The sequence below is a fragment of the Variovorax sp. P2_H12 genome, assembly GCF_056403395.1.
The window spans coordinates 158,069-172,999 of record NZ_JBFUFO010000029.1 but is presented as its reverse complement, the minus strand read 5'-3'; the positions used below and the strand labels follow the sequence as shown (position 1 = coordinate 172,999).

The following is a 14,931-nucleotide window of genomic DNA, read 5'->3' as shown; positions in this document are numbered from 1 at the left end:
GGCTCCTTACTTCGCGGCCGCAGCCGGAGCGGCCGCAGCCGAGGCGGCAGGCGCCGGGGTCGCGGTGGCGTTCGGCCCGGTCCACGGCACCGCCTTCACGGGCGTGCCGGGCGGCATCATCTGCAGCTTCTGGAAGCCGTCGACCATCACCTGCTCGCCGGCCTTCAGGCCGTCGAGCACCACCCACTGATTGTTCTGGGCGGCGCTGATCTTCACCGTGCGCTTGCTCAGCTTGCCGTCGGCACCCACCACCGTGAGCGTGTCGCCCTGCTGGGTGCGAGTGACGGCCTGTTGCGGCACCGTGATCGCGTTGGTGGCCTGGGCCTGCTCGAGGCGCACGCGCACATAGAGGCCCGGCAGCAGGTCGCCCTTCGGGTTCGGCACCTCGGCGCGCAGCGTGATCTGACCCGTGGTCTGGTCGACTGTCAGGTCGGAGAACAGCAGCCGGCCGGGCTGCGCGTACTCGGTGCCGTCCTCCAGCACGATGCGCACGCTGGCCGCGTCGCCGCCGCTGGCGCGCTTGAACAGGCCGTCCTGCAGCGCGCGGCGCAGCCGCAGCACGTCGGTGGCCGACTGCGTGAAGTTCACGTACAGCGGATTGATCTGCTGGATCACGGCCAGCGCCGTGGCGTCGCTCTGGCCCACCAGTGCGCCCTCGGTCACCAGCGAGCGGCCGATGCGGCCCGAGATCGGCGCCGTCACGGTCGCATAGCCCAGGTTGATCCTGGCGGTCTGCACCGCGGCGCGACCCACGGCGATATCGGCCTCGGCAGTTTTCTGCGCGGCCACCGCGTTCAGGTATTCCTGCTTGCTGACGGCGTTGGCCTCGACCAGCGGCTTGTAGCGCTCGGCCAGGGCCCGCGCCTGCACTGCGTTGGCTTCGGCGCGGGCGAGACTGGCCTCGGCGCTCTGCGCGGCGGCGGCGTAGGGGGCGGGGTCGATGCGGTACAGCACCTGGCCGGCCTTGACGTCGCTGCCTTCCTGGAACACGCGCTGCAGCAGGATGCCGGCGGCCCGGGCGCGAACCTCGGCCACGCGGGAGGCCTCGAGCCGGCCCGGCAACTCGGTCACCAGGCCGACATTGGTGGGCGTCGCGACCACCACGCCGACTTCGGGCGCGGGCGGGGCACCGCCGCCGGCGCCTTTCGTTGCTTCACCCTTGCTGCAGGCGGTCAGTGCGACGAGCACGACGGCGGTGGCAACGGTGGCGAGGCGCGGCGAAAACAACAACGGGCGCGAGACATGCAAGTCGGGCATGTGATTCCTTTGAAGGGAGAACGGGACGGTGCTCGATCGCGCGGACGCCTAAAGCAACCCGGCGATCTTGACTATCGGGAAAAGAGCCGTAGTTTACATACATTCATGGATGTATAGTGACGGCCTTGCCCAGGCGATGGATTCTAAGAAGGGGAGACGACAAAATGGTCAGACGTACCAAAGAGGAGGCCCAGGAGACGCGCAACCGCCTGCTCGACGCGGCGGAGGTGCTGTTCCAGGCCCAGGGGGTTTCCCAGACATCGCTGCAGCAGATCGCGCACCAGGCCGGCGCGACCCGGGGCGCCATCTACTGGCACTTCAAGGACAAGGCGGCCCTTTTCAACGCCATGATGGAACGCGTCAGGCTGCCGCTGGAGGCCGAGGTCGCGAAGGCCGTGCTCGGCATCAAAGTCGGCCCGCTGGACGACGTCGAGCACCAGATGGTCGAGGCGCTGAGGCTGATGACCACCGACATGCAGGTGCGCCGCGTGTTCGAGATCGCCACCCACAAGGTCGAGTACACGCACGACATGGAGTCGGTGCAATTGCGCCACCTCGCGACTCGAAACGCCTGCGTGATCGACTTCGAGAGGGCCATGGTGGCCGACGCCCGCCGCACCCGCAAGCGGCTGCCGATCCCGGCGGCGGCGGCGGCCCAGGGGCTGCACGCGCTGATCAGCGGACTGATCCAGAACTGGCTGCTCGACCCGGCCGCCTTCGACCTCGTGGCGACCGGGCGCCAGACCTTCCGGGTGTACCTCGCGGGGCTTGGATTTACCCGGTCCGTGGCGAGCGCCGGCTGATCGGCGATAATCTGAGGCTTCCGATATTCCGGAAGCACCTCTCGCTGTATTTCAACGGATAGAATTCGGCCCTCCGAAGGCTGAGATCCAGGTTCGATTCCTGGCGGCGGGACCAGTTACCCCTCTTGATCGGCTCTTCGAGCACCAGAAACCCGCACGTTCACCGGCGTCGCGGGTTTTTCTTTGCGCGCACTTGCACCAAAGTGCAAGTGACAGCCCATCTGCGCGCGCGTAAGGTCGGTGAGTGCGCCCACTCACCCACGCAGGTCAAACATGAACATCTACCAAAGACAGGCTTTGATCGCGGCATGCGCCGCGCTGACCCTTTGCGCCGGCACCGCCAGCGCGCAGACCGAGCCGGCCCGGAAAACCATCGAGCTCGAGGACGCCCGGGGTGGCTCGGCCGTGCTCTCCGTCACCGGCGAGATCACCGCAGTGGACGTGGCGAACCGCATCGTGTCGATCAAGGGCCCGAAGGGCAACATCTCCGACCTGCGGGTCGATCCGGCCGTGAGGAACCTCGAGCAGGTCAAGGTCGGCGACCGGGTCCGTCTGAGCTACCGCATCGGTGTCGCCCTGGCGCTGCGCAAGGGCGGCGACGGCATCCGCGAGACCGTCGAGACCGAATCGGCCGCCGTGGCCGCGAAGGGCGCCAGGCCGGGCGGCGTCGCCACCACGCGCACGACCATCGTGGCCAATGTCTTCGGCGTCGACCGCAAGAAGAAGATCGTCACGCTCAGGGGGACCAGCGGCCAGTTGACCGACGTGCACGTGCGCGATCCGCAAGTGCTGCGTGCGCGGCGCCTGGCCCGACCCTTCCTCGATCGCGGCGGCGATGCGCTGCGGGCTTGGCGGCCATGTCTATCGCAAGTCGACCGCTATGTAGGGAGGGTCTCCCGCCTTGTCGGGGATGAGTTGGCTGTCCACGAAATACAGGCCCGTGAAGCTCGGGAGCGTGCGTTTCGAATCGCCGGTCAGGTACAAGGTGCGTTCCGGAACGGCCCACTTGTCCCAGAGCGTGTAGCCGACCTCCTCGATCTCCCTGATGTAGCGCCTTCGGTTGAAGACATGCAGCGGGGCGAATGAACCTTCGCCGATGTTCTGTGAGGTCACGAAGTCTTCGCCTTCGTAGAGAGGGAGCTTGTTCAGCAAGATGTGCTTGGGACGCACGGCACACCGATCCAGGAGCCGCGCAGGTCGCGCGTCTTCCATGTAGTGGATCGCACCGGCCGAGAGCCAGATTTCGCTGTCGGCCGCCATGACAGCCTGCGGCAGATCTTCGACGAACGACAAGGCGGTCGCAGCATTCGTGGCCGCCAGGCTTCGCCCGATGGAGACCATCGCCGGAAGCTCCACGACACGCCACGCCAAGGCGGCCGGCATATCGATGTAGCGGCGATAGGCGTAGTAGTGCACGCCGACCGAGCCACCAAAGTCGAGCACGCGGGTCGCACCGCCTCGAAATGCGCGCTCAAGCCACCACATGACAGGATAGTCGTACGGAAAGACCTGTCTGCAGCAAATCTCGATGTACTGAGCCGCGAGCGGGGCTTGGTCGAACTCCTTGCTTCGAGGAAGCCAGGCACGAGCGTCGGCGAAGCTGCCGAACACACCAAAGTAGGCGCCAGCCCCTTCACTTGAAAGGAACAGCTGGCGCTTCAAACGCACTCGCACGGGTCGAACAAGAGGCCCACCCAGCATCCGGCGGACGGCGCGGACGGTCTTGAGCAAGGACATCTGGAATGCTCAGTCGGTCGCCTCGAGCCTGACCCACAGGCGTTGCGCACCCGGCCCCTCCGCCGCCAGCTTGTCCAGGGGGTTGCGCAGCCGGCAGCGGTCGATCGACAGACATCCGCAGCCGATGCAGTCGTCCAGCGTGTCGCGCAGTTTCTTGAGCTGCGCCATGCGTTCGTCCAGTTCGGTCCTCCAGTTCGCGGACAGCCGCGCCCAGTCCGCTCGGCTGGGCGCGGCCGACGTGGGCAGCGTGTCCAGGGCCTGGGCGATGTCCGACAGCGCGATGCCCACGCGCTGTGCGACGCGGATGAAGGCGACGCGCCGCAGCGCCGCGCGCGGATAGCGGCGGTGGTTGCTGTCGGTCCGGTGGCTGCTGATCAGGCCCTTGGCCTCGTAGAAGTGGAGGGTGGACACGGGCACGCCGCTGCGCTGCGCCACTTCGCCGACCGAGAGCGTGGTGGTGATGTCGTCTGGTTTCAGCATGAGTCTTTCCGAAATCGCTTGACCTCAACTTTACTTGAGGTTTGAAACTTCGGGTCCTGCGGGCGATCCAGCGCGCAAACAAAGGAGTTTTCAATGTCAAGCCAGGTATCGGGATCCGTGTATCGCATCGACAAGTTCGCCGCGCCCCAGGACGCACTTGCGGCCTTTCTCGAGCGCTTGCGCTGGGTCGACCAGGCGCTGGGCGCCATGCCGGGGTGCAAGCAGAGCCTGGTGCTGACCCAGCTGGGCGACACCAGCGAGTTCAGTGTGACGACGGTGGTCGAGTGGGCGAGCCCGGAGGCGATGGCGGCGGCCAAGGCCCTGATCCAGAAGAGGTACGCCGAGGAAGGCTTCAATCCGCCGGCATTCATGCAAAGGCTCGGGGTGAAGGCCGACATGGGCCTGTACGGCGGCGCTTGATCACCATGAACCGCGACAAGCCACCTTCCCCCCGCGTGGCACAGGCGCTCGACATCCATCGAAGCATTGCCGCGTGCCACGACTACCTCGCGCGAAGCAACGATGTGCACGCGCTGACGGCGGCGTTGATGTTGCCCTGCTACCGGGCCGAGCTCGGCAGGCTTCAGCTCAAGCCTGCCGAAGAGCACGAGCTGGCGTCGGCCCTCGGGCCGACCGAGTCGAACTCCGAACCGGCCCGCCAGGCGCATGACGGCCGGCCATCATCGGCAGGTCGATGGTGTCGATGACGGTAGAGTGCGCGCATGTCTCTCACCTACGTCTACCTGGCCGTGGCCATCGTCGTGGAAGTCCTGGCGACCAGCTTTCTGAAGGCCTCCGACAGCTTCACCAGGCTATGGCCGAGCCTGGCCACGGTGGCCGGCTATGCCATCTCCTTCTACTTCCTTTCGCTGGCGCTGCGCGTGCTGCCCACGGGCATCGCCTACGCCATCTGGTCGGGCGTCGGCATCGTCCTCATCTCGCTCGTGAGCTGGCTCTGCTTCGGCCAGTCCCTGGATGGTCCGGCGATCGTCGGTCTCGGACTCATCATTGCAGGTGTCGTGGTCGTCAATGCGTTCTCGAAATCGGTCGCTCATTGAGCGCCAGGCCGCCTCAGGGCGGTGACGGCTGCTCCAGCACCCATCGCGCCAGCAGTGTTGCGTCGGCCTCGTTGACCCGGGGCTGCCGCGGCATGATGACGCGGCCCCAGTTGCCTACGCTGCCGCTGCGAATCCTGCCCGCGAGGCGCGAGGGCGCCGCCCCATCCTCGCGGTAGCGGGCCGCGATTTGCGCGAAGCCGGGGCCGACCTGCTTGTGGACCATGCCGTGGCAGGACATGCAACCGTTCTGCCGCGCCAGCGCCTGCGCCCGCTCGTCGGCCATGGCCGGCCCTGCCATCAGCAGCAGCCCGGCAATCAACATCAGGGGTCGGGCCATCGTCAAGCGCATCGGCCCGGATTGTCTGCCAATTCGATAGGGTGGGAGGGGCCGGCCGCTGTGTCGCAAAGGAATGCACGGCACCGGCCCTTCAGCGCATCCCGGTCGCGGCCGTGAAGCGGGCCAGGGTCCAGCCGCGCCCGAGCAGCAGCATGCGCGTGTGCAACTCGCCCAGCACCTGCGGCGAGATCTCGCGCCCGAGGTAGGTCAGCGTCTTGTCGCGCAGGTCGACGTAGCCCAGCTCGTAGTCGGCCGCGAGCTTGTGCCAGAGCGCGTGGGCGGCGGGCGACTGCCGCGCGCCGGTGAGCAGGCACAGGCCGGCATCCAGCGCCCAGCGGTAGACCGCGGTGGCCAGTCCGCGCCGCTGGTACTGCGGGTCGTACTTGGAATGCGGCGCCCGCACGTAGCGGTCGGCGCGGCGATGCACTTCGATCAGCCGGTTGAAGACCGTGTAGCCGGCCAGCTGCCTGCGGCGGATGTCTTCCACGTAGACGTAGAACTCGCCGTCGGCCTCGCGATGGCGGATCACGAGTTCGGGGTCGTTCAGCGGGATTTCGGGAATGCCGTGCAGCCGGTCGCCCGGCTTGTGGATGCGGTCGTAGATGGAACTGATCTCGCCGTCGAGCCGCTTCGGGCCGTGGTGGACGTCGATGCGCAGTTCCGTCAGGTGTGCAAGCCAGGGGGGCCACAAGGTGGGCATCGTGAGGATCACGAGAAGATTCTCCAGTCGAACGCGAACCGACTCCCGTGGAGCCGGCCGCTGATGCGCGGCTTGGATGCCCGGCGGTCGGTATTTTGCGCTGAAAGGGGGAAGAAGCGGACTGCCGGGCCTAGGAATCTGCGGCCGGCTGGAGGTCCGGCAGCAGCACCGACACGCGGCGTGCGCGCACGGCGGCGATCGCCGCGCGGGGCGGGATCGTTGCCGTGGGCCGCTGGACGCGGAGGGAAGCCGTGGGACTCATGGAGCCGGAGTGTAGCGGGCACGGCGAGACGCCGCCCCGTATCCTTGCGGTCTTCCCATCGTCACGCGGAGGGCGCTTTGACCTACCAGCTCCACTACTGGCCCACGATCCAGGGCCGCGGCGAATTCGTCCGCCTCGCGCTCGAGGCCGCCGGTGCCGACTACGTCGACGTGGCGCGCGAACCGCCATCCAAGGGCGGCGGCGAATCGAACCTGGGACGCCGGCTCGGCGACCCGGACAATCCGCGGCCCTCGTTCGCGCCGCCCTTCCTGGTCGACGGCGGCATCGTGGTCGGCCAGACCGCGGCGATCCTCCTGTATCTTGGGCCGCGCCTCGGGCTTGCGGGCGTGGGCGAGGCCGACGGGCTATGGACCCACCAGATCCAGCTGACCATCGCCGACTGCGTGGCCGAGGCGCACGACACGCACCATCCGCTGTCGACCGGGCTCTACTACGAGGACCAGCGCGAGGCGGCGCAGTCGCGCGCCAAGGCCTTTCGCGAGGAGCGCATTCCGAAATTTCTCGGATGGTTCGAGCGAATTCTCGAGCGCAATCCGGCCGGCGACCTGCACCTGGTCGGCGATGTGCTGACCTACGCCGATCTCTCGCTGTTCCAGTTGGTGGCGGGGCTGCGCTATGCCTTCCCGAAGGCCGCCGCACGTGCCTTGGCCGACACGCCGGCGGTGGCGAAGCTGCATGCCAACGTGGGTCGCCGGCAGCGGGTGCACGACTACCTGCGCAGTCCGCGGCGGATCGCCTTCAATGAGGACGGCATCTTCCGCGCCTACCCCGAGCTCGACGGCTGAGCGGCGGGGCCGTCGCCCGGATCAGCGGGCCGCCGTTTCCTCGGCGGCGACGCCCTTGCGGTAGGTCGTGTACAGGTAGACCGGGATCTCGAGGTCGCCCAGGTGGCGCTCGACCAGCGGCGCGACGTCCTTCCAGTCGAGGCCGCCGACGCCGGTGGCGAGGCGCGGCAGGGCGAGGCTGGCGACCTTGTCTTCCTCGACCAGCTTGCGCAGCGCCCGCAGCGTGTGGTTGACGCGCTCGACCGTCGCCTTGCCCGGCTTGGCGCCGGTGTCGTATGCGGCGTCCTGCGTCATGAGGTTGATCACGCGCTGGCCTCCCGCGTTGGTCCAGGTCCACAGCTCGCCCGGTTGCGGGTGGCGGGTCTGGCAATAGTGGCGGAAATCCTTGTACAGCGAGGGCCAGCTTTCGCGCAGCGCCAGCGCGAGGCCGGAATTGAACGAATCGTTGGGCGAGACACCGTGCGCGATGGCCTGTGCCCTGGAAAGAAGAAGATCGCCGCTGACTTCATGCAACATGGGTGCTCCTGGATGGTTGCCTGACCATAATCCGCGCGCCGGCGCAGAACTCTGACCTGGGTCAAGCAAGCGGCGATCCCTGCAGCGGCGGGCGCGCTAGGTTTCGACGGCCTCGTCGCCGTCCTTGCGCATGCGCAGTGCGGCTTCATAGAGCGCATTGCGCGGCGCGCCGCTGATCTCTGCCGCGACCCGCACCGCGCTCTTGACCGGCAGTTCGGCCAGCAGCAGGCGCAGCACGCGCTCGCCCTCCGCGCCGTCCTCGGCGGCCGCGGGCTTCGGGTGCAGCACCAGCGCGAACTCGCCGCGCGTGCGGTCGCGGCTGGCGGCGAACCAGTCGGGCAGGGCGGCGGCGGCGACGGTCGCGATCTCCTCGAACTGCTTGGTGAGCTCGCGGCCCACGGTCACCTTGCGTTCGCCCAGGCTGGCGAGCGAACGCGCCAGCGCCTCGATGCGATGCGGCGCTTCGAGCAGCACCACGCTGCGAGGCTCGTCGGCCAGCAGCAGCACCGCGGCATCGCGCTCGCCCGCCTTGCTCGGCAGGAAGCCGGCGAACACGAAGCCGCTGCCCGGGTCGCCCGCGGCGACCAGCCCCGCGGCGCCGACCAGGGTGGTCACGCTGCTCGCGCCGGGCAGCGGCAGCACGCGGTGGCCGGCTTCGCGCACCGCGGCCACCAGGCGCGCGCCCGGGTCGCTGACGCCCGGCGTGCCGGCGTCGCTGACGTAGGCGATGCGCTCGCCCGCGGCCAGCCGCGCGATCAGTGCCTGCGCCGCCTCGCTCTCGTTGTGCTGGTGCAGGGCCAGCAGTTGCGCGCCCGGGCGGTCGATGCCGTAGGCACGCAGCAGGCTCTGCGTGTGCCGCGTGTCCTCGCAGGCGACCGCGTCGACCAGTTGCAGCACGTGCAGTGCGCGCAGCGTGATGTCCGCCAGGTTGCCGATCGGCGTGGCGACCACGTAGAGCGTGGCCTGCGGATAATGCTGCGCACCCGCGGCATCGCGCGCGGCGAGCAGGGCGGCGCCGAACGAAGCGGGAGCGATGGAAGTCAATGGCTTATCTCCAGAACAAGGCGGCAGGGCGGACATCGCAGCCGACGACCAAGCAGCGCGGCGACGCGGCCGAAGACGCGGCGCTCGAGCACCTGCAGGCGGCCGGGCTCGGCCTGGTCGCGCGCAATTATCGAACCCCCGGCCGCGGCGGCGGCGAGATCGACCTCATCATGCGCGATCCGCACGACGGCACCCTGGTGTTCGTCGAGGTTCGCGGTCGTGCCAGCGCGACGCATGGCGGTGCCGCCGGCAGCATCACGGGCGTGAAGCAGCGCCGCATCGTCTTCGCGGCGCGGCACTACATCAGCCGGTTGCGCGTGCTGCCACCCTGCCGTTTCGACGTCGTGCTGGTCGAAGAGCGCATCACCTGGCTTCAGGCCGCCTTCGACGCCGGATAGCGCAAGCGACCCCGGCCCGGCGACGCCAGGGCCTGTTGGTGAAACACCGCGGATCTGGCTTTGCCAGTCCGCCGGTGTTGCCCCCGGCAGGGGGTGGGCGCCCCGACACGCAGTGCGGGGCAACCTGGGGGCGAGCTATATTCCCTTCATGCTAGAGCAACGGATTCAGCAGCACTTCATCGACAGTGCTGACCTCAAATACCAGGCCGGGCCGCTGCTCGGAAAGCCGATCTCCCAGGCCATGCAGGCACTGCTGGCCTGCGTCACCAGCGGCGGCAAGATCCTCGCCTGCGGCGCCGGCGTTTCCGGCTTCCTGGCGGCCCAGTTCGCGGCGCAGTTCGTCGGCCGCTTCGAGCGCGATCGCCCCGAGCTGGCGGCGATCGCACTGCCCGGCGACGCCACCGACCCCGCCGCCGACACGGCCGAGTCTTTGGGCGCCGATCGCTTCGCGCGCCAGGTTCGCGCACTGGGCCAGGCCGGCGACGTGCTGCTGGTGCTGAGCGTCAGCGGCCAGTCCGCCGCGGTGCTGGCGGCGGTCGAGGCGGCGCATGCGCGCGACATGACCGTGGTGGCGCTGCTCGGCAACGCCGCCCCCACCGGCAGCGGCACCGGCGGGGCCGTGGGCCGCGCGCTGCGCGAGACCGACGTCCAGGTCTGCGTGCCGCACGAGCGCGCCGCGCGCATCCACGAGGTCCACTTGCTGGCGCTGCACTGCCTGTGCGACGGCGTGGACGCGCAACTGCTCGGCGACCAGGACAGCGACTCGTCCCTGCTGTCGCCCTGAGCGCGCGCCCGGCTACTGCGCCGCGGCCTTGGCGGTCGCGTTGCTGTCGCTGATCCGCTGCAACAGTTCGCGATAGCCCGGCGCTTCGCGCAGCAGCCGGCCGCCCAGCGCGCGCAGCCGGTCGACCTCGTCGCTCGACAGCACGAAGCTGGTCGGCAGGTCCATGAAGTAGCGCTGCTCCTTGGGGTCCTCGATGGCGTCGAAGCTGACGTCGATGGCGTCGAAGCGCAGCTTGGGCACCGAGGCCTCGGCCTGCGCGCGCGACAGGCCCGAGAGCCGGAGTTCGGCCACCTCGAGCTCGCGCTTGTCGGCCCAGCGCTGCGCGATGTCCTTCAGCAACTCGACCGATTCATAGGAGAAGTGGTCGATCGGCACGCTCGACGACTGCAGCAGCTGCGCGACGATGCCCGGCGCGCGCGCCCGGCGGTCCCAGTCGGTGGCCGGCGCCGAGCGCGAGTTGACCACCACGACCACGATGCGCTGAATCGATGCGAGCCCCACTTCGCGCTGGAAGGCCGGGCTGGCTTCCATCTCCTCGAGCGCCTCGAGCAGGCCGCGCAGGCCCAGGTTGTCGGAGACGCCGCCGTCGACCACGTGCAGGTACGGCCGGTTCTTGCTGTCCTCGAAGCTCCGGATGTCGCGATAGCGCAGCAGGGCCCGGCCGGCCGGACGTTCGGGGCCGCCGGGCTTGGTGACGTCGTGGACCCAGGCCGGCAGGGCCGCGCCGCATCTGCCGCCGTAGTTGTGGTACGTCACGGGCGAGAGCACGGCGGGCACGGCCGAGGAGGTGGCGGCGGCCCGCGCCAGGCGTACGGTGCCGAGGTCGGAACACAGCAGGTCGAAGTGGTCCTGCGAGAAGGGGAAGCGGGCGCCGGTCGAGAGGTCGGTGCCTGTGACTGCGGTCACGGGCGTCGGCTGCTTGATCAGGTCGGCGAAGGTGGCGCCGTTGAACAGGATCTCGTCGTAGTAGTCCGCCGCCAGCTCGGAGCGCCCGTACAGGCCGCTGCCGAGGTTGAACCAGTTGAGCGGATTGAGGGCGCGCAGCGTCAGCGTGCCCTGCACGTCGCGCTTCAGGAAGCGGGGCTCGTACTCGGTGAACAGCCGGTCGCCGTAGAGCGCGTAGGCCAGCGCGGTGAAGCTGCCGCCCGAGACCCCGGAGATCGCATCCACCTCGGCCAGCAGATTGCGCTGCTCGCCCTGCACCATGACGTCGGTGCGCCGCAACTCTTCGAGCACGCCGTACGAGAACGCTGCCGCGCGCGTGCCGCCGCCGGAGAAGGTCAGCAGGAAGAGGGTGTGGGGATCGTTCTTGACGCCTTCATGCTGGCGTTTGAGCAGCCGGTTGACCCGGTAGCCGCTGTCGAGGTCGACCTGGGCGATGGGCGGGTTGACCGGCGCCAGGGCGTTGCATCCTGCCAGCAACAGGGCCGCGAAGGCGCCGGCCATCGGCCTCAGGATCAGCGATCTCACAACAGATTGATTCACGTGTCTTCCTTGCTCGAGCGGGGCTTGCCGGATGCAGGTGCAACATTTGCGCCATCGACCGCGCGGCAAATTGTAGGCAGGCGGCGCGACCTGCAGCCTGCTCGAATGAGCGATGACGGGCCGTCACGGAGGATCGAAATCCCCTGGGCTAAACTCGTCGCGGACACAACGCACCGGAAGGCTTTACCCCATGACGACGACATCCACTCAACGCATCGCGATGGCATTGACCGCAGGCGCCGTACTGGTCGCCGGCCTCACAGCCTGCGTGCCTTTGGTGGTGGGCGGGGCTGCGGCCGCCGGCGTCGGCATGGTGGCGACCGACCGCCGCAGCTCGGGCGCGCAGGTCGACGACCAAGCCATCGAGTTGCGCGGCGGAGCCCGTGTGCGCGAGATCGCGAACGACAACATGTACGTGAGCATCACCAGCTTCAACCGCCAGGTGCTGTTGACGGGCACGGTCGGCAGCGAAGCCGACAAGCGCCGCGTCGAGGACGTGGTGCGGCGGGTCGACAACGTGCGAACGGTGGTCAACGAACTGGTGGTCGGGCCGCCGACCTCCTTCCAGGAGCGCTCCAACGACACCTTCATCACCGGCAAGGTCAAGGCTTCGCTGCTCGATGCCAAGGACATCTTCGCCAATTCGTTCAAGGTCGTGACCGAGCGCGGCACGGTCTACCTGATGGGCATCGCGACCCGCCGCGAGACCGATCGCGCGACCGACATCGCGCGCGGCGTTTCGGGCGTCACGAAGGTGGTGCGCGTGGTCGAGATCGTCACCGAGACCGAGCTGCAGAACCAGTTGCAGCAACAGTCCCAGCCAGGCGGCACCGGCGCGTCGGGCAGCGCACCGGCCTCGCGTTCGAGCGTGCCGCTGCCGCCGATGGAGCCGCTGCCGCCGCTGCCCTCGTCGTCGCAGCCGCCGGCCAACGGCGGCGTCACGACCTCGCCGGTGCGCTGATCGGCCCCTTTGGAGGGCCGCGCCCAGGCCGGCGCCGGGCCGCCCAAGGCGGCCTGCGGCCCCCTTGGGGGGCAGCGACCCACACGAAGTGGGGGAGCGTGGGGCCCCCTCAGGCCGGCGCCGGGCCGCCCCAAGGCGGCCTGCGGCCCCCTTGGGGGGCAGCGACCCACACGAAGTGGGGGAGCGTGGGGGCCCTATTTCAGCCGGGTGATCAGGCTGGAGGTGTCCCAGCGCCTGCCGCCGGCCTGCTGCACGTCGGCATAGAACTGGTCGACCAGCGCGGTCACCGGCAAGCGCGCGCCATTGCGCTTGGCTTCGTCGAGCACCAGGCCGAGGTCCTTGCGCATCCAGTCGACCGCGAAGCCGTAGTCGAACTTGCCTTCGATCATGGTCTTGCCGCGGTTGTCCATCTGCCAGCTCTGGGCTGCGCCCTTGCCGATGACGGCGAGCACCGCGTTCATGTCCAGGCCGGCGCGCTGGCCGAAGGCGATGGCCTCGGACAGGCCCTGCACCAGTCCGGCGATCGCGATCTGGTTGACCATCTTGGCAAGCTGGCCCGCGCCGCTCCCGCCGAGCAGCGTGACGGCGCGCGCGAAGGCCGCGATCACGGGCTCGACCTTGGCGAAGGTGGCTGGGTCGCCGCCGCACATCACGGTCAGCGCGCCGTTCTGGGCGCCGGCCTGGCCGCCCGAGACAGGGGCGTCGATGAACTGCAGGCCGCGTTCGAGCGCCGCCTTCGAGAGTTCTCGCGCCACGTCGGCCGAGGCGGTCGTGTGGTCGACGAACACCGAGCCCGGGGCCATGCCCGCGAAGGCACCGTTCTCGCCCAGCACCACCGAGCGCAGGTCGTCGTCGTTGCCGACGCAGCAGAACACGATGTCGGCGTTGGACGCGGCGCCGCGCGGGGTTGCGGAGTGGCTCACCGAGGCCGAAGCCTGCGGCTTGAATTCCGCTTCCCAGTCCTTGGCCTTGCCGGCGCTGCGGTTGTAGACCGTGACGTGGTGGCCGGCCAGCGCGAGGTGGCCCGCCATGGGGTAGCCCATCACGCCGAGGCCGAGGAAGGCGACCTTCTGCGAAGGGACGGGATCGTAGGTTTTGGGGTTGAGGCTCATGCCTCCAAGCTTAGCGCGAGCTTCAGACGATCGCGAAGTGTTCTGTCCCCGCCGACAGGTCGGTGGTGCGCGCGCGCTGGCTGTTGAGCTTGATCTGCAGCCGCAGGTCGTTGGCCGAGTCGGCGTTGCGGATCGCGTCGTCGAGGCTGATCGCGTTGCCCTCGAACAGGTCGAACAGCGCCTGGTCGAAAGTCTGCATGCCCAGGTTGCGGCTCTTCTTCATGATCTCTTTGATCTCGCCGACCTCGCCCTTGAAGATCATGTCGGAGATCAGCGGCGTGTTCAGCAGGATCTCGACCGCGGCGATGCGGCCGTGGCCGTCCTCGGTCGGAATCAGCCGCTGCGAGACCAGCGAGCGCAGGTTCAGCGACAGGTCCATCAGGAGCTGGGCCCGGCGCTCCTCGGGGAAGAAGTTGATGATGCGGTCCAGCGCCTGGTTGGCGCTGTTGGCGTGCAGCGTCGCCATGCACAGGTGGCCGGTCTCGGCGAAGGCCACGGCGTGCTCCATGGTCTCGCGGTCGCGGATCTCGCCCATCAGGATCACGTCGGGCGCCTGGCGCAGCGTGTTCTTGAGCGCTGCCTCCCAGCTGTCGGTGTCGATGCCGACCTCGCGCTGGGTGACCACGCAGTTCTTGTGCGGGTGCACGAACTCGACCGGGTCCTCGACCGTCACGATGTGGCCGTAGGAATTCTCGTTGCGCCAGTCGATCATCGCGGCCAGCGTGGTCGACTTGCCCGAGCCGGTGGCGCCGACCAGGATGGTCAGGCCGCGCTTGGTCATCGCCACGTCCTTGAGCACCTGCGGCATGCCCAGGCCGTCGATGGTCGGCAGCTTGGCCGGAATGGTCCGCAGCACCATGCCGACCTTGCCCTGCTGCACGAAGGCATTGACGCGGAAGCGGCCGATGCCGGTCGGCGAGATCGCGAAGTTGCACTCCTTGGTGCGCTCGAACTCGGCCGTCTGGCGGTCGTTCATGACCGAGCGCGTGAGCGCCAGCGTGTGCTGCGCGCCGAGCGCCTGGGCCGACACCTTGGTGACCTTGCCGTCGACCTTGATCGCGGGCGGGAAATCGGCCGTGATGAACAGGTCGCTGCCGTTGCGGCTCACCATGAGCTTGAGCAGGTCGTTGATGAACTGGCTGGCTTGATCGCGTTCCATGAGCGCTCCTAATAGAAATCCGGCGTGGCGGC

General features: G+C 68.7%; 18 protein-coding genes and 1 tRNA gene. 9 read left to right on the top strand and 10 right to left on the bottom strand.

Translation table 11 applies throughout. From position 1 onward, the window contains the following. Positions 1–6 precede the first annotated feature (6 nt). Complete coding sequence (locus tag AC1DYK_RS22775; RefSeq protein ID WP_478168372.1) at positions 7–1,257, bottom strand: efflux RND transporter periplasmic adaptor subunit; 1,251 nt, start codon at positions 1,255–1,257, stop codon at positions 7–9. 164 nt (positions 1,258–1,421) lie between these two features. Between AC1DYK_RS22775 and AC1DYK_RS22770 the strand changes: the two genes are divergently transcribed. Both AC1DYK_RS22770 and AC1DYK_RS22765 read left to right on the top strand, forming a co-directional pair. Then, entirely contained in the window at positions 1,422–2,060 is a 639-nt protein-coding gene (locus AC1DYK_RS22770) for a TetR family transcriptional regulator (RefSeq protein ID WP_478168371.1), read from the top strand. 40 nt (positions 2,061–2,100) lie between these two features. Continuing rightward, a tRNA-Arg gene (locus tag AC1DYK_RS22765) sits at positions 2,101–2,175 on the top strand. A 746-nt stretch (positions 2,176–2,921) separates the two neighbouring features. Here AC1DYK_RS22765 and AC1DYK_RS22760 read toward each other — a convergent pair. Both AC1DYK_RS22760 and soxR read right to left on the bottom strand, forming a co-directional pair. Further along, positions 2,922–3,761 (bottom strand): methyltransferase, TIGR04325 family, encoded by an 840-nt coding sequence (locus AC1DYK_RS22760; protein ID WP_478168403.1) that lies wholly within the window; start codon positions 3,759–3,761, stop codon positions 2,922–2,924. Between the two features lie 45 nt (positions 3,762–3,806). Beyond that, complete coding sequence (soxR, locus tag AC1DYK_RS22755; protein ID WP_478168370.1) at positions 3,807–4,277, bottom strand: redox-sensitive transcriptional activator SoxR; 471 nt, start codon at positions 4,275–4,277, stop codon at positions 3,807–3,809. Positions 4,278–4,370: 93 nt separating this feature from the next. Here soxR and AC1DYK_RS22750 point away from each other — a divergent pair, with 93 nt between their 5' ends. From AC1DYK_RS22750 to AC1DYK_RS22740, 3 genes are read left to right on the top strand one after another with little or no spacing between them, the layout of a single operon-like run. Beyond that, positions 4,371–4,697: an antibiotic biosynthesis monooxygenase gene (locus AC1DYK_RS22750; protein WP_478168369.1), complete on the top strand. Its 327-nt coding sequence runs from the start codon at positions 4,371–4,373 to the stop codon at positions 4,695–4,697. Between the two features lie 5 nt (positions 4,698–4,702). After that, positions 4,703–4,984, top strand: coding sequence for a hypothetical protein (locus AC1DYK_RS22745; RefSeq protein ID WP_478168368.1), 282 nt, complete (start codon positions 4,703–4,705; stop codon positions 4,982–4,984). Between the two features lie 15 nt (positions 4,985–4,999). Continuing rightward, entirely contained in the window at positions 5,000–5,335 is a 336-nt protein-coding gene (locus AC1DYK_RS22740) for an SMR family transporter (protein ID WP_478168367.1), read from the top strand. A 13-nt stretch (positions 5,336–5,348) separates the two neighbouring features. Here AC1DYK_RS22740 and AC1DYK_RS22735 read toward each other — a convergent pair whose 3' ends face one another. Both AC1DYK_RS22735 and AC1DYK_RS22730 read right to left on the bottom strand, forming a co-directional pair. After that, positions 5,349–5,672 (bottom strand): c-type cytochrome, encoded by a 324-nt coding sequence (locus tag AC1DYK_RS22735; protein WP_478168366.1) that lies wholly within the window; start codon positions 5,670–5,672, stop codon positions 5,349–5,351. A 91-nt stretch (positions 5,673–5,763) separates the two neighbouring features. Then, on the bottom strand, positions 5,764–6,372 hold the full coding sequence (locus AC1DYK_RS22730) for an N-acetyltransferase (RefSeq protein ID WP_478168402.1): 609 nt from the start codon (positions 6,370–6,372) through the stop codon (positions 5,764–5,766). Between the two features lie 339 nt (positions 6,373–6,711). Here AC1DYK_RS22730 and AC1DYK_RS22725 point away from each other — a divergent pair, with 339 nt between their 5' ends. Then, a complete protein-coding gene (locus AC1DYK_RS22725) occupies positions 6,712–7,440 on the top strand; it encodes a glutathione S-transferase (protein ID WP_478168365.1) in 729 nt (242 codons plus the stop codon). Between the two features lie 21 nt (positions 7,441–7,461). Here AC1DYK_RS22725 and AC1DYK_RS22720 read toward each other — a convergent pair whose 3' ends face one another. Both AC1DYK_RS22720 and rsmI read right to left on the bottom strand, forming a co-directional pair. Continuing rightward, the gene (locus AC1DYK_RS22720) at positions 7,462–7,956 is read right to left on the bottom strand and encodes a macro domain-containing protein (RefSeq protein ID WP_478168364.1); all 495 of its coding nucleotides are present in this window, start codon (positions 7,954–7,956) and stop codon (positions 7,462–7,464) included. Between the two features lie 96 nt (positions 7,957–8,052). Continuing rightward, positions 8,053–9,000: a 16S rRNA (cytidine(1402)-2'-O)-methyltransferase gene (gene rsmI, locus AC1DYK_RS22715; RefSeq protein WP_478168363.1), complete on the bottom strand. Its 948-nt coding sequence runs from the start codon at positions 8,998–9,000 to the stop codon at positions 8,053–8,055. Here rsmI and AC1DYK_RS22710 point away from each other — a divergent pair. Then, complete coding sequence (locus AC1DYK_RS22710) at positions 9,000–9,398, top strand: YraN family protein (protein ID WP_478168362.1); 399 nt, start codon at positions 9,000–9,002, stop codon at positions 9,396–9,398. The two genes, rsmI and AC1DYK_RS22710, sit on opposite strands and share 1 nt — an antisense overlap. Positions 9,399–9,546: 148 nt before the next feature. Beyond that, complete coding sequence (locus tag AC1DYK_RS22705; RefSeq protein ID WP_478091696.1) at positions 9,547–10,182, top strand: SIS domain-containing protein; 636 nt, start codon at positions 9,547–9,549, stop codon at positions 10,180–10,182. A 12-nt stretch (positions 10,183–10,194) separates the two neighbouring features. Here AC1DYK_RS22705 and AC1DYK_RS22700 read toward each other — a convergent pair whose 3' ends face one another. After that, positions 10,195–11,667 carry a patatin-like phospholipase family protein gene (locus AC1DYK_RS22700; protein ID WP_478168361.1) on the bottom strand — a complete coding sequence of 491 codons (1,473 nt, stop codon included), beginning with the start codon at positions 11,665–11,667 and terminating at the stop codon, positions 10,195–10,197. A gap of 190 nt (positions 11,668–11,857) precedes the next feature. On the opposite strand from AC1DYK_RS22700, the gene AC1DYK_RS22695 reads away from it, so the two are divergent. After that, on the top strand, positions 11,858–12,628 hold the full coding sequence (locus AC1DYK_RS22695) for a BON domain-containing protein (protein ID WP_478168360.1): 771 nt from the start codon (positions 11,858–11,860) through the stop codon (positions 12,626–12,628). Positions 12,629–12,822: 194 nt separating this feature from the next. On the opposite strand, the gene AC1DYK_RS22690 is transcribed toward AC1DYK_RS22695, so the two are convergent. Together AC1DYK_RS22690 and AC1DYK_RS22685 are read right to left on the bottom strand one after the other, a co-directional pair. Further along, the gene (locus AC1DYK_RS22690; RefSeq protein ID WP_478168359.1) at positions 12,823–13,740 is read right to left on the bottom strand and encodes an NAD(P)-dependent oxidoreductase; all 918 of its coding nucleotides are present in this window, start codon (positions 13,738–13,740) and stop codon (positions 12,823–12,825) included. Between the two features lie 22 nt (positions 13,741–13,762). Next, positions 13,763–14,899, bottom strand: coding sequence for a PilT/PilU family type 4a pilus ATPase (locus tag AC1DYK_RS22685; protein ID WP_478094147.1), 1,137 nt, complete (start codon positions 14,897–14,899; stop codon positions 13,763–13,765). Positions 14,900–14,931 lie beyond the last annotated feature (32 nt).

Excerpts from the sequence above, each read along its gene's own strand:
- AC1DYK_RS22760 (WP_478168403.1), bottom strand. The coding sequence starts at position 3,761 with ATGCTGGGTGGGCCTCTTGTTCGACCCGTGCGAGTGCGTTTGAAGCGC.
- AC1DYK_RS22770 (WP_478168371.1), top strand. The coding sequence starts at position 1,422 with ATGGTCAGACGTACCAAAGAGGAGGCCCAGGAGACGCGCAACCGCCTG.
- AC1DYK_RS22695 (WP_478168360.1), top strand. The coding sequence starts at position 11,858 with ATGACGACGACATCCACTCAACGCATCGCGATGGCATTGACCGCAGGC.
- AC1DYK_RS22705 (WP_478091696.1), top strand. The coding sequence starts at position 9,547 with ATGCTAGAGCAACGGATTCAGCAGCACTTCATCGACAGTGCTGACCTC.
- AC1DYK_RS22720 (WP_478168364.1), bottom strand. The coding sequence starts at position 7,956 with ATGTTGCATGAAGTCAGCGGCGATCTTCTTCTTTCCAGGGCACAGGCC.
- AC1DYK_RS22735 (WP_478168366.1), bottom strand. The coding sequence starts at position 5,672 with ATGGCCCGACCCCTGATGTTGATTGCCGGGCTGCTGCTGATGGCAGGG.
- AC1DYK_RS22690 (WP_478168359.1), bottom strand. The coding sequence starts at position 13,740 with ATGAGCCTCAACCCCAAAACCTACGATCCCGTCCCTTCGCAGAAGGTC.
- AC1DYK_RS22685 (WP_478094147.1), bottom strand. The coding sequence starts at position 14,899 with ATGGAACGCGATCAAGCCAGCCAGTTCATCAACGACCTGCTCAAGCTC.
- AC1DYK_RS22745 (WP_478168368.1), top strand. The coding sequence starts at position 4,703 with ATGAACCGCGACAAGCCACCTTCCCCCCGCGTGGCACAGGCGCTCGAC.
- AC1DYK_RS22710 (WP_478168362.1), top strand. The coding sequence starts at position 9,000 with ATGGCTTATCTCCAGAACAAGGCGGCAGGGCGGACATCGCAGCCGACG.
- AC1DYK_RS22775 (WP_478168372.1), bottom strand. The coding sequence starts at position 1,257 with ATGCCCGACTTGCATGTCTCGCGCCCGTTGTTGTTTTCGCCGCGCCTC.
- AC1DYK_RS22750 (WP_478168369.1), top strand. The coding sequence starts at position 4,371 with ATGTCAAGCCAGGTATCGGGATCCGTGTATCGCATCGACAAGTTCGCC.
- AC1DYK_RS22740 (WP_478168367.1), top strand. The coding sequence starts at position 5,000 with ATGTCTCTCACCTACGTCTACCTGGCCGTGGCCATCGTCGTGGAAGTC.
- soxR (WP_478168370.1), bottom strand. The coding sequence starts at position 4,277 with ATGCTGAAACCAGACGACATCACCACCACGCTCTCGGTCGGCGAAGTG.
- AC1DYK_RS22730 (WP_478168402.1), bottom strand. The coding sequence starts at position 6,372 with ATGCCCACCTTGTGGCCCCCCTGGCTTGCACACCTGACGGAACTGCGC.